General features: G+C 38.4%; 10 protein-coding genes. 1 reads left to right on the plus strand and 9 read right to left on the minus strand.

What is annotated here, in order from left to right; translation table 11 throughout:
* Window positions 1–6 precede the first annotated feature (6 nt).
* From EJN90_RS03675 to pth, 3 genes are all read right to left on the minus strand, one after another.
* Window positions 7–1,611: a putative polysaccharide biosynthesis protein gene (locus EJN90_RS03675; protein ID WP_126108924.1), complete on the minus strand. Its 1,605-nt coding sequence runs from the start codon at window positions 1,609–1,611 to the stop codon at window positions 7–9.
* A 6-nt stretch (window positions 1,612–1,617) separates the two neighbouring features.
* On the minus strand, window positions 1,618–5,142 hold the full coding sequence (gene mfd, locus EJN90_RS03680) for a transcription-repair coupling factor (RefSeq protein ID WP_126108925.1): 3,525 nt from the start codon (window positions 5,140–5,142) through the stop codon (window positions 1,618–1,620).
* Window positions 5,143–5,212: 70 nt separating this feature from the next.
* The gene (gene pth / locus EJN90_RS03685; RefSeq protein ID WP_126108926.1) at window positions 5,213–5,782 is read right to left on the minus strand and encodes an aminoacyl-tRNA hydrolase; all 570 of its coding nucleotides are present in this window, start codon (window positions 5,780–5,782) and stop codon (window positions 5,213–5,215) included.
* Between the two features lie 237 nt (window positions 5,783–6,019).
* Here pth and EJN90_RS03690 point away from each other — a divergent pair, with 237 nt between their 5' ends.
* Entirely contained in the window at window positions 6,020–7,003 is a 984-nt protein-coding gene (locus tag EJN90_RS03690) for an L-lactate dehydrogenase (protein WP_126108927.1), read from the plus strand.
* Between the two features lie 382 nt (window positions 7,004–7,385).
* On the opposite strand, the gene EJN90_RS03695 is transcribed toward EJN90_RS03690, so the two are convergent.
* From EJN90_RS03695 to EJN90_RS03720, 6 genes are all read right to left on the minus strand, one after another.
* Complete coding sequence (locus tag EJN90_RS03695) at window positions 7,386–8,369, minus strand: ribose-phosphate diphosphokinase (protein WP_126112247.1); 984 nt, start codon at window positions 8,367–8,369, stop codon at window positions 7,386–7,388.
* 82 nt (window positions 8,370–8,451) lie between these two features.
* Window positions 8,452–9,837 carry a bifunctional UDP-N-acetylglucosamine diphosphorylase/glucosamine-1-phosphate N-acetyltransferase GlmU gene (glmU, locus tag EJN90_RS03700; RefSeq protein ID WP_126108928.1) on the minus strand — a complete coding sequence of 462 codons (1,386 nt, stop codon included), beginning with the start codon at window positions 9,835–9,837 and terminating at the stop codon, window positions 8,452–8,454.
* A 187-nt stretch (window positions 9,838–10,024) separates the two neighbouring features.
* Window positions 10,025–10,840, minus strand: coding sequence for a pur operon repressor (gene purR / locus EJN90_RS03705; RefSeq protein ID WP_126108929.1), 816 nt, complete (start codon window positions 10,838–10,840; stop codon window positions 10,025–10,027).
* A 142-nt stretch (window positions 10,841–10,982) separates the two neighbouring features.
* Window positions 10,983–11,801 (minus strand): metal ABC transporter permease, encoded by an 819-nt coding sequence (locus EJN90_RS03710; RefSeq protein ID WP_126108930.1) that lies wholly within the window; start codon window positions 11,799–11,801, stop codon window positions 10,983–10,985.
* Window positions 11,747–12,454, minus strand: coding sequence for a metal ABC transporter ATP-binding protein (locus EJN90_RS03715; RefSeq protein WP_126108931.1), 708 nt, complete (start codon window positions 12,452–12,454; stop codon window positions 11,747–11,749). The genes EJN90_RS03710 and EJN90_RS03715 overlap by 55 nt, the downstream gene beginning before the upstream one ends.
* 24 nt (window positions 12,455–12,478) lie before the next feature.
* The gene (locus EJN90_RS03720) at window positions 12,479–13,429 is read right to left on the minus strand and encodes a metal ABC transporter solute-binding protein, Zn/Mn family (protein WP_164543995.1); all 951 of its coding nucleotides are present in this window, start codon (window positions 13,427–13,429) and stop codon (window positions 12,479–12,481) included.
* Window positions 13,430–13,454 lie beyond the last annotated feature (25 nt).

The following is a 13,454-nucleotide window of genomic DNA, read 5'->3' on the forward strand; positions in this document are numbered from 1 at the left end:
ACTCCTTTATGAAGATCCCTTATTCAATCTTCTTAAGATTTTTTTCCCAAAAGGGAGTGTTAACCATTCACGAGCAGTAAAAAGATTCACGCTTAACACATAGGCAACGAAGATAACCATTCCAATTGCAACAGCTATTAAGGCTATAATGGATGAGTTTGTTCGATTCACATCAACAAAATACCATCCTAATAAAAATTTACTCAGATAAACTCCGCAGTAAAGCAGAACACTTCCACCACATAATTTCGCTAAAAAATGATCGGTTTTCCATACCCTCTTTAACGAAAGACGCATTTTACTGCCCAGAAACAGCGTCATCACGATTAATCCAAGTAACGTTGAAACACTTGCTCCCATTGTGCCGTAATGACTGACAAGGAATATGTTCGCCGTATACTTTATCAACAGTCCTATTCCCAGTGCGTAAAGCGTAATCCGGTACTGATTTTCACTTTGGAGGATGGAGTGATAAGCCATTACTAAGGAAGCCGCCACAATCGATAAAATATAGACAGCGAGCACTGAATTTCCATTTCGATCCCCGAATAGCATATGGTTTACTTCCGGCAATATCGCCAGCAGTCCTACTGCAGCTGCAATAGAAAAAGTGGCGGTCATTCGAATTAACGACTTTGCTGCATAATGAAATCGATCGCTTTGTTCAGCGACGAATGCTTGTGTCATCATGGGGATAAAACTGGCAGAAAAGCCTGTGCCCACTACCATTCCCAATTGCACAAGCGGTTGTCCTCGGTCATAGATTCCTTTTAAAGATTTAGCAGCTTCTTCCATCATGCCATTTTCAACTAATCCTTTATACAAGGTAAAAGAATCTATCAATTGAAATAAAACAAGGATGGATGTTAATAAACATATGGTCATCCCTTCTGTCAAGTAACGCTTCGCAAGTTCTGATAAACGCTCAGAATGCCTTTCTTTACTCACAAAAATGTCCGTTTCAAAAGGGTGCTCTCTCCGCTCTTTTAAAATTGCATAGAACAAAATAATCGTTGAGCCAATTGCTCCCCAAGTAGCACCACTCATGGCAGCTGCCCCCATTTGATACAAATCAGTTCCCCCTACTGTAAAAAGGTATGCCACAAATAATATGACTACTACGCGGATGATTTGTTCCATTACTTGAGAAATCGCTGTCGGCTTCATTCGATAGGTTCCTTGGAAATACCCTCGAAAAGTCGCTAAGACCGGCATGAACAGAAACATCCAGGATACAGATTGAAGAATCGGTGTGAGTTGTTCATCCCCCATGAATTGTGCAATCTGTTTGGAAAATAGGTAAAGAATACCAAACAATCCCACTGAAAAGACGGATAGAATCAACAAACTTTGTTTTATTAGCAATCGGTGTTCTGCACGGCTTTTAGCCTCCGCAATCGTTTTTGAAAAAAACACTGGAAATCCCGATAAAGCAAAAGTCATTCCAATTCCATAAATGGGATAGACTTGTTGATATACATAAAAGCCAGTATTTCCGACCATATTTTGGAATGGCACGCGATAAACGGCGCTTAATATTTTTGCAAATAAAGAAGCAACCGAAAGCAGTAGTGCCCCACTCATCATTTGTTTTAACTGATTATTTTTCATAAGCAATCAACTTTCTACTTTTTCCTTCTCAGGAGCGCTTGCTTCTAAGAAGACTTTTAGATGATCCATCCAAGCTGGAACTTCAACATTGTGAATTTGAATCGAGACGACTAGCTTTTCTTTCTTCATATTTACTTGTGCCCGTAATGGAATACTGCTTAATGATTCAAATATCGTAACTCCTTGCAGGCGCTTTGTTCCATCCTTATCAAAAGTAATATAAATGGTATCGTCATTCCGTCTGATATTTTCTGCTTCTGCCAGCTCTGCATAGTGTTTAATCAGACCGACTTGTGCTAAATAGGTTACTTCGTTCGGCAAATCTCCAAAACGGTCTTGGAAATCATCTTGAATCTCGTAAAATTCTTCTTCATTCTTCATTTGTTGGATACGTTTATACATATCAATTTTTTGGCGTTCGTCTTCTATATAATCGTTAGGAATATAAGCGTTGACACCTAGGTCGATTTCTACATTGATTCGTTTTCTTCGAGGTGTTTTTCCACGTTTCCTCTCCACTGCTTCACTCAGCATTTCAGAGTACAAATCAAAACCAACTGAATCAATAAATCCGTGCTGTTGCGCTCCTAGTAAATTACCTGCACCACGGATTGATAAGTCACGCATCGCAATTTTGAAACCAGAGCCTAATTCAGTAAAATCTTTGATTGCTTGCAATCTTTTTTCGCTCACTTCACTCAGTACCTTATCTCGTTGGTACATTAAATAGGCATAAGCAATTCGATTCGTCCTGCCCACCCTTCCTCTCAACTGATACAATTGAGATAGCCCCATATAGTCAGCATTTTCGATAAAGAGCGTGTTTGCATTTGGAATGTCTACACCTGTTTCAATAATTGTTGTCGTAACCAGTACATCATAAGCCCCTTCTACGAAATCCATCATAATATTCTCTAACTGGACTTCCGTCATTTGACCGTGTGCAACTCCTACTCGACAGTCTGGTACAAGCAAGCGAATCTCATCGGCTTTCCTTTCGATTGTATCTACACGATTATAGACATAGAAAGCCTGCCCGCCTCGTGCCATCTCTCGCTCTATTCCGTCTCGTACAGCTCCCATATCTTGCTCCATTACATAAGTTTGTACAGGATAACGGTTCGCTGGAGGAGTTTCAATAACAGAAAGATCCCGCACTCCTAACATAGACATATGCAAAGTACGCGGAATCGGCGTTGCGGTCAATGTAAGTACATCCACAGTCGCTTTTAAAGACTTCAGGCGTTCTTTATGTTTGACACCGAAGCGCTGCTCCTCATCTACAACCAATAAGCCCAGATCAAAAAATACAACATCTTTTGAAATTAACCGATGTGTTCCTACCACAATATCAATGCTGCCTTTACGGACTCCTTCAATCGTCTCCTCTTGTTGTTTTTTCGTGCGGAAACGACTCAGCAATCCAATCTCAAATGGTAACTCTTCAAAACGTTGAACCAATGTCTCATAGTGTTGTTGAGCAAGAATGGTTGTCGGAACCAAGAATGCTGCTTGTTTCCCATCCAGAACAGCTTTAAAAATTGCCCGCATAGCTACTTCTGTTTTCCCGTAGCCTACATCTCCCACTAATAGACGATCCATAGGTTTCTCTTTTTGCATATCCACTTTAATTTCTTCGATACTTCTTAGCTGATCTTCCGTTTCAGTAAAAGGAAATTTATTCTCAAAATCAATTTGATCTTGGGTATCTCGAGGAAAAGCATAGCCTTTTTCTGATTCGCGTTTTGCATATAATTCAATCAGATCATCGGCAATATCTTCTACTTTAGAAGCAACTTTATTTTTTGTCTTAGCCCATTCTGTTCCACCTAATTTGTTTACTTTAGGCGTTTTCGATTCAGAAGAAACATATTTCTGAACAAGGTGCAGCTGGGTGACAGGTATGAACAGCTTCGCACCATCTTGATAAGTAATCGAAATATAATCTTGGTGGACATCATCTATAACAATGGTTTCCATTCCAGTATATTTCCCAATACCATGATTCACATGAACAACATAATCGCCTGGTGCTAATTCTGTATAACTTTTTAGTCGTTCGGCGTTTGACATCTTCTGTCTGCGAGGCTGCCGTTTTGCAGCTTTGTTGAAAAGTTCTTTTTCCGTTACGAAAACTACTTTTTCTAATGGCATTTCAAAACCATTCGCTAAATTCCCCACAACAATATTTACATGCCCTTCCACAATTACGTCATGCCCTTTTATGACACTTTCAATATCAAAATCTGCAAATATCTGATGAACTTTGTTCGCACGTTCTGTATCTGGGACAACCATAAATACGGTCATTTCTTGTTTCAACCAACGATCCATTTCAACTTTCACCATTGGCATTTGCCCAAAGAATTGAACAACTCCTCGGTACTGGAGTGGATGGATAGCAGTAAAACGAATGTTCCCTAATCCCTTTTGAAATAGAGAATAAAACAGTTTGGGGTGATTGCTTTGCTTCACTATTTCCCGAACTTCTGCAGTCATCTTTTGTTTGGGGAGGAGAATACCCTCGCCGATTTTCATTTCTTGCCAATCAGCTGCTTCAAGTTCCTGAGTTCGGTCGCTTTCTAATGTTCTGCCATATTCATCCATAATAAGCAGAGCATCTTCAGGAATATAGTCCATAATTGTCGTTGTTTCAGGAAAAAATAAAGACGTATACATTTTAGGATTTTCGGGCAACTCTCCTAATTGAGCTTTCTCGATAAAATCGCGGAAAAAGACAGTAAGCCGGTCCCTTACTTCTTCATTTTTTATTGATTTTTCAGCTTTTTTTATTCGTTTTTCAATCTTATCCGCTTGTTCAGCCAGAATGTTCGGCGGAAAGACAGTATCTTGAGCTGGTAATACCACTACTTTCTTCACCGGATCATCAAATGATTTTTGGGTAGTCGGTTCAAAGAAACGCATGCGATCGATTTCTGAACCAAAAAATTCAATCCGTACAGGATATTCTTCATTTAGTGAGTAAATATCGACAATATCTCCCCGAATGCTGAATTCACCAGGCGAAGCGACCATCCCTTCACGTACATATCCCATGGCAATTAGCTTTTCAGCTAATTCTTCAAAAGCCGTTTCTTCTCCTTCTACGAAAGAAAGAATATGATTTCTCCACACAGAAACGGGTGCTAACAGCTTTTTAAAACCGGCTGTTGGAATTACGACAATTCCTTTTTGTCCACTTTCCAAAAAGTGCAAGGCCTCGATTCTCTGGCTGCGAAATTCCGGAGAAGAAAAGGCTAACTCAACCGGCAGTGATTCTTCCACCGGAAAAAGAAAACTAGGTATTTCTGGATTGATTTGATTAATATCTTCAAATATTTGCGTAGCTTGCAGTAAGTTAGGCGCCCACACAACTATCGTCTTTTGAATTTCCTCATAAATCATGGAGGTTAAAAGATTTCGAGCTGAACTTGAAATTCCTGTAACTAATTGATTTCCAGCATCATTCATTTGACTCAAGATTGCTTTTATATTTGGCGATTTTTTTAAAAACGATTTAATATCTTTCATAATACACTCCTTGATTTATCCGTATTCCCTCTGAAAGGTTACGTACAAATAGGCTCAGCACCGGCTGAACCTACTTTCTTTGATTAAATTTATTCATGCTGGTGAGAAAATCATTCCCACTTATATAATCGTCAATTGCCTTCACACTTTCCTTCACAGAGAACAACACATCTCCGTGTTCCTCTTCTGGAAACGGGCTCAAAACATGTTGGACTACCGACATATTCTGTTTGGGTCTGCCGACACCAATCCGAATGCGATTAAATTCTTGGGTACCAATATGCTGGATGATGCTTTTTATTCCATTATGACCGCCTGCACTGCCTTTTTGGCGCAGCCGTATTCGTCCAACCGGCATGTCCATATCATCATAAACTACAACAATTTCATCAGTAGCAACATTAAAGTAATCCATAAACGGTCTCACTGCTCTTCCTGATTCATTCATGTAGGTCATGGGTTTGATAAAGAGAATTTTTTCGCCTTTTACGCGTTCTTCCATATAAAGTGCATCAAATTTATTTTTATTAAAAGTTGTCTTATTTTGATAAGCCCATTCATCTAAGGTAATAAACCCAATATTATGCTTGGTGTTTACATACTTTTGGCCGGGGTTCCCTAGCCCGATGATCATTTTCATTAGATTCATCCATTCTTAATTTCATTTTTCGTGTGTACGTGCAAAAAGCTGCACGTAATCGTCCAGTAGTTTCAATAGTATAACACATTTCATAAAATGCAGAAAGAAAATCCTATTTTTATTCGTTTAGATGGTTTTTAATTCCTGAAAGAAAGACTGATAATTAATGAAATACTTGAGAACAAAGTGTTATACTTAACTCAGTAGGATTATGTATTTTCAAATGGAGGGAACAAAATGGTAGATAAAAAAAGAAAATATGGTCAAAAGATTATCCTCATCGGAGACGGGGCAGTTGGATCGAGCTACGCCTTTGCTCTTGTTACACAAAATGTCGGTCGTGAATTAGGTATTATCGATATGAACGTTGCAAAAGCTGAAGGAGACGCTATTGACTTATCTGATGCTTTAGCATTTACAAGCCCTAAAAATATCTATGCAGCAGAATATTCAGACTGTGCGGACGCAGATCTCATCGTTCTAACTGCAGGCGCAGCCCAAAAACCTGGTGAAACACGCCTTGATCTTATAAATAAAAATTTAAAAATCTTCAAAAGCATTGTCGATCAAGTTATGGCGACTGGTTTTGACGGAATCTTTCTAGTTGCAACAAATCCCGTTGATATTTTAACGTATGCTACTTGGAAGTTTTCTGGTTTACCTGCCAGCCGTATTATTGGTTCAGGTACTTCTTTAGACAGCGCTCGTTTCCGTCAGGAAATCGCTCGGAAAGTACATGTGGATGCAAGAAACGTTCATGCTTATATTCTTGGTGAGCATGGTGATACAGAATTCCCTGTATGGTCTCATGCAAATATTGGTGGGCTGCAATTATACGAATGGATTAAACAAAATGATGAAGAAGTAGATGAAGATTCTCTTTTAGAAGTATTTTATTCTGTTCGAGATGCTGCTTATCGTATTATCGAGAAAAAAGGAGCGACCTTCTATGGAATCGCAGTTTCTCTAGCCCGAATTACAAAAGCCATTTTCAATGACGAAAATGCTATCTTACCCTTATCTGTCTATTTAGATGGAGAATATGGGCAAGACGATGTCTATATCGGAGTTCCCTCAGTGATTAACCGCGACGGAATTAAAAAAGTAATTGAAATTCCGTTAAATGAGGTTGAAAAGGGTAATCTCCAACATTCCGCGGATACATTGCGCAAAGTCATTAGAGATTCTTTTGCAGAATTAGAATTGAGCGAGGATAATTAATTTTTTAGCAGTTAAGGGTGCTTTAGAAGGTGCCTTTAACTGCTTTTTTTGTTTTCTTGGAGAATACTTCAGATGAAAGCTAAAAAGATTCTCGGTCCGATGATTCTGGGTCTTTTTATAATGTTCTTTTGCCAATCTCATTCAGTGGCAAGCTTTCTATGCTTTCACTGTATGAGAATAATGACGAATTTCATTCAGTGGCAACTCGACTCAGCCTTCACTTGACGATATTAGGTATTAATTTCATCTAGTGGGGACAAAATCATTGTTCAGTAAACAGAATAAGGCAACCAGGATTGTTTCGTTAGACATTTATGGCAGAAATCCTCAACAATTAAAAAAGCACTCTATCTCATAATAAGATAAAGTGCTTAACGACTTCTTAATCTAGCATTTTAAATTTTTCTTGGAATAATGGGCTAACAGAACGGTTTTCGTGAATTCGTTTGATTGCTTCTGCAATCAATTGAGAGACAGAGATTTGCACAATTTTATCGGTTAGTTTTTCTTTTGGTAAATTAATTGAGTCTGTTACAATTACTTCTTTAATAGCAGAGTTTTCCAGACGCTCCATTGCGGGTCCTGATAGTACTGCATGCGTGCAGCAAGCATACACTTCAACTGCTCCAGCATCTTTCAATGCTTGAGCTGCCAGCGTAATTGTTCCTGCAGTATCAATCATATCATCAATCAAGATACATTTTTTACCTTTTACGTCTCCAATAATATTCATTACCTCAGCAACGTTCGCTTTTGGTCGTCTCTTATCGATAATAGCAATTGGTGCATGAATAAATTCTGCTAGTTTTCTAGCACGTGTTACTCCACCATGGTCAGGTGAAACAACTACCACGTCATCATTTGCTAGCATTTCGTTGTCTAAGAAATAATTTGCTAATAATGGTGAGCCCAATAAATGATCTACTGGAATATCAAAGAAACCTTGAATTTGAGGGGCATGCAAGTCAAGTGCCAACACACGATCTGCGCCCGCCATTGTGATCATATTCGCAACGAGTTTTGCAGTAATTGGTTCACGTGACTGAGCTTTACGATCTTGACGTGCATAACCATAGTAAGGAATAACAACGTTAATTGTTTTTGCACTTGCGCGTTTCAATGCATCAATCATGATAAGCAGTTCCATTAAATGATCATTTACTGGAAAACTTGTTGATTGGATAACATAGACATGCGCTCCACGAATACTTTCATCGATGTTAATTTTTACTTCGCCATCACTAAATTGTGTAGATGATACAACACCTAATTCTACGCCAACTTCTTCTGCAATTTTTTCAGCCAATGGAATGTTGGAACTCAAGGAAAAAATTTTCAATTTTGGGTCTTTATATTGTTCTGTTATCATATCTGCCTCCGCTAACCATCTATTCTTTTTTTGAAATACCCTTCAGTTATTATAATAAGCTTTTAAAAAAATAAAACAACTATCCTTTTTGATTATTTGAAGGTGGTAATTTATCCCAATATCCTTCTTTATTTTCTTGCCGAGCACGAGCAATTCCCATAGCGCCTTCCGGTACGTCTTTTGTGATGGTTGAACCAGCTGCCAAGAACGTATTTTTATCTATGGTCACTGGCGCAACTACGTTTACATTGCATCCGATAAAAGTGTTATCCCCGATTGTCGAACGATGTTTTTTCTTTCCATCGTAGTTTACAAACACTGTGCCGCAACCAACATTGATATTCTCGCCAAGATCCGCATCTCCAACATAAGTCAGGTGGCCAACTTTCGTGTCTTTACCAACTGTCGCGTTCTTTATCTCAACAAAGTTTCCGATATGAACGGCTTCGCCGATTTTGCTATTTGGACGAATATGGCTGTAAGGTCCAACATTACTATTCGATGCCATTTCTGAATGTTCAATCATGGAACTCGTTACTTTTACATAGTCTCCTATTGTAGAATCACAAATTTCAGACTGAGAGCCGATAAAGCACTCTTCACCGATAATGGTTTTCCCTCTTAACACTACTCCTGGCTCAATAATGGAATCAGATCCAATCACTACTTCTGAGTCAATGTAAGTATGATCTGGATCAATAATGGTAACTCCATTACGCATATGTTTTTCATTGATACGCTTTTTCATTGTTTTAGCTGCTTCAGCTAATGCAACACGGTCATTCACGCCTAATGCTTCTTCCATGTCGGCCATTTGATAAGCAGAGACAATTTCCCCCTGTGCTTTGATAATCTCAATCACATCTGGTAAGTAGTACTCACCTTGCGAGTTATCGTTTTTCACTTGAGAAAGTGCTTCAAAAAGTGCTTCATTATCAAATACGTACGTTCCTGTATTAATTTCATTTACTTTTGCTTCTTCTTCGGTCGAGTCTTTTTGTTCCACGATTTTCTCTACAAGCTGATCGTTATTTCGAATAATTCGTCCATAACCAAACGGATCTTCCGCATGTGCAGACAGAACAGTCGCCTTCGCTTGTTGCTCTTCATGATGTTTTACTAATTTGTTTAGAGTTTCTCCCGTAAGCAGAGGTGTATCACCACAGATTACCAAGGTTGTTCCCTTTTCTTTACCAATAACCGATTCCGCTTGTAAAACAGCATGACCAGTTCCCAATTGCTCTTCTTGAAGAACAAATTCAGAACGATTTCCAACAGTTTCTTTAACTGTCTCAGCACCGTGTCCAACAATGGTTACTACTTTATCTACTCCAGCTACTTCGACTTGATCAATCACATGTTCTACCATAGCCTTTCCGCAAACCTTGTGGAGGACTTTGTATAATTTACTTCTCATTCGAGTTCCTTGACCAGCAGCAAGAACAATTGCATAACGTTTCGTCATATAACTTTCTCCTTCGTTTATCTGAATCACACCAAAATATCGTACCTGAAAAAAAGCGAACAATCAACTTTTGTAAGGGCTTGAATAACGATTTTTCTCCATTTTCTCATATTATTTTGAGTCTGTACAACGAAAATCGTCATAAGAACCAAAAAACCTTCATACACTCACTGTATGAAGGTGATTCTTAATCAAAATAACTTCCTAATCCCACTTCCATTGTACGGTTGCGTAAATCAATGCCATTTACACGAATCAATGAAGTATAGTCTTCTGTTTCTTTGTTATCTGTATAAGCTGCTTCAGCAAACACTGTAACTCCAACTGTTTCTGAATCAAATTCTTCCACCATACTTCTCATTCCATTTACAGTTCCGCCGCCTTTCATAAAATCATCGACGATTAGGACACGTGAACCGCTTGGTAAACTACGTTTGGATAACTCCATTTTTTCAATTCGATCAGAAGATCCCGAAACATAATTGATGCTCACAGTAGATCCTTCTGTAATTTTCGAATCACGGCGAACAATTACAAAAGGAATATTCAAGTAATTCGCTACAGCTTGAGCAATTGGAACTCCTTTTGTCGCAATCGTCATGACTGCTGTTACATTTTTGTCTTTATACTCTGCAGCAATAATTCTACCGGCTTGCTGTAAAATTTCCGGATCGCCTAATATATCAGAAAGATACACATATCCTCCGGGAAGCAAACGTTCTTTGGAAGTCATATACGCACACAAATCCTCAACATAGACCTTCGCTTCATCTGCTGGAATAGAAGGAGTGAAACGCACCCCTCCAGCCGCTCCTGGTAAAGTATCAATAAATCCAAAGCCGTTCGTTTCAAAAGTACGTTTTATAATAGTTAGGTCTTCACTAATTGATGATTTAGCAGACTTATATTTTTGTGCAAAATAAGTCAAAGAAATTAATTTATGGGGATGATTCAGTAGATAGTAGGTTATATCCACAAGTCGATCGCTACGTTTAATTTTCACAGGCTGACTCTCCTTTATTTTAACTAAAAGTATTATAGCTGTTATTTCTTAAAAATGAAAGCTTTTGTTACCTTAACGTTCGTATTTATTTGTATTTATTAAATAAAAACAAGAGCAATGTTCCGCTCTTGTCAAATTCTCATTATTCAGCTCTTTTAGGAATTTTTATTGCTTTAAAAATACTTACAATGACAAACAATCCAACAAACATCAAAGTAATTGTTGCTCCAGGAGGCGTCCCAAACTCATAGGAAACGAACAAGCCGCCGTACATCCCGATTAAGCTAATGCCAATCCCAGTCCAAATTACCATTTTAAAACTATTTACTAACCGCATGGCAACGGCTGCTGGAAGTACCAGAATAGCAGAAACCAACAGCGAGCCGGTAATCGGCATAATAACGCTAATTGCAATCCCAGTAATAATTGAGATAAAGAGTGAAATCCATCTAACAGGCAGTCCAGCAGTCAAAGCTGTATCTTCATCAAAGAGTAACACATATAGCGGTCTGCGAAATATAAAATAAAGTGCTGCAATAATGACTGTTAATACAAACAAAGTTACAATTTGCCCTTGGTCGATTGTAACGATTGAACCAAACAGGAACTGTTCAATATTTGCTGTCTGCTGTCCCGAAACAAAACTCATTAATACAAGCGCCACTGCCATTCCTGTAGACATCAAGATTGCAACCGAAATTTCTGAATAACCTCGAAAAACAGTGCGCAGATACTCGATGCCAATCGCCACTAAAATAACTACAAAAATCGTCGTAATCGTAGGATTAATCCCTATTAACATTCCTAAGGCAATTCCAGCCAGCGAAACATGAGAAAGAGTATCTGCCATTAACGATTGTCTACGTAAAATTAATGTTAGACCTAAAATAGGAGCCATTATTCCAATTAATGTTGATGCTTGGAATGCTCTTTGCATGAATCCATAGAAAAACATCTCCACGGCGAATTCTCCTTTCTCACTAATTTTATTTGACGATCCATATACTCTTTAATATCTTCGTGTTCATGGGTTACCATTAGGATCGCTTTGTTGTGCAATCTTGAGTTATGACGCAGCAAACGATAAAAGCCTTCCCGTGACTCTTTGTCCATTCCTGTCGTTGGCTCATCCAAAACAAATAAATCTGGATCAGTCGCAAAAATTCTTGCTAGAGCAATCCGTTGTTTTTGTCCACCGGAAAGTTCACCAATCTTTTTATCACGCATGTCCCACATGCCGACAGACTCGAGTGCTTTTCTGACATGTTCATGATCTTCTTCATCCAGTTTTTTGAACCATCGATTGTTTTGATATCTTCCTGACTGAACAAATTCCAATACTTTACTGGGAAAACCAATGTTAAAAGAAGATATTTGCTGGGGAGCGTACCCCACCATTAATTTCTCTCCTCGAGTATTCTTTTTTGAAATAGAAGCGGATCCTTTTTGTGGATGAAGGAGGCCCAAAATACTTTTTAAGAGTGTTGATTTTGCCGCACCGTTTTCCCCTGTTAAAATGACAAACTCTCCTGCTTGAACAGAGAAACTGATGTCCTCTAACACCGGTTCTCCATCATAAGAAAAGGATAACTGATCTACATTAATATATTCCATTGAAACTCTCCTTTCGTCCATTTTTTATCGAATCGTTTTTTTCAAAGCCTCTAAATTTTCTTTCATCACATAAAGGTAATCGATTCCTTGCTCTTGATCACTTTCAGTAATTCCTTCAAGTGCACTTAAAACTTCTAAGTCCACATCTGTTTCAGAAGCCAAAGTTTCTGCTATTTTTGAATTCGCTGAATCTTGATAGTAGATCGCTTTGACTTCATTTTCTTTGATAAATGTACCGATTTCAGCCATTTTAGATGGACTTACTTCTTGGCCAGAGGTTAAGGAAGAAACTGCTAGCTCTTCTAATTGATACCTTCTAGCCAAATACCCAAAAGCGGCATGTTGAACAACAAATATACGGTGTTCAGCACTAGAGAAGGCAGTTTCATAGTCGTCATTTAATTGTTGTAACTTTTGCTTATATTCATTTGCATTGATTTCATAGCTTCCCGCATTTTCATTATCAAGACTCGATAGTTCTGTTGCGATTTTTGATACCATTTCCTGCGCAAATACAGGATCTAACCAAACATGCGGATCAACTGCATGGTTGTGTTCGTGTTCCTCTTCGTGTTCATGATTGTGAGCTTCTTCCACATTTTCATAAAATGGAATATCTTCCGCCGCTTCAATAACTAATACATCGCTGTCTTCTAATGTAGAAAGAACATCCGGAACCCAAGTTTCCATATATTCACTACTATAGATGAAAACATCCGCTTCAGCTATTGCAGCCAAATCTTTCGGCGTAGGCTCGTAACTGTGTGAATCCTGCCCTGCCGACAATAGACTGCTTACTGTGCCATTCTCTCCCACTACTTGAGATGTAAATTCAAACACAGGATAAAAAGTTGTAATGACAGTTATTCCATTGCTCTCATCGTTTGCCGCGCCCTCTTCTTTATTACAACCAACTAATACGAGCATAGTCATAACAAATATTAATACAAGTTTTTTTAATTTTAAATGATTCATTTTTTTCTCCTTCATAAATCGTAAC

The sequence above is a fragment of the Jeotgalibaca ciconiae genome (assembly GCF_003955755.1).
Classification (GTDB): domain Bacteria; phylum Bacillota; class Bacilli; order Lactobacillales; family Aerococcaceae; genus Jeotgalibaca; species Jeotgalibaca ciconiae.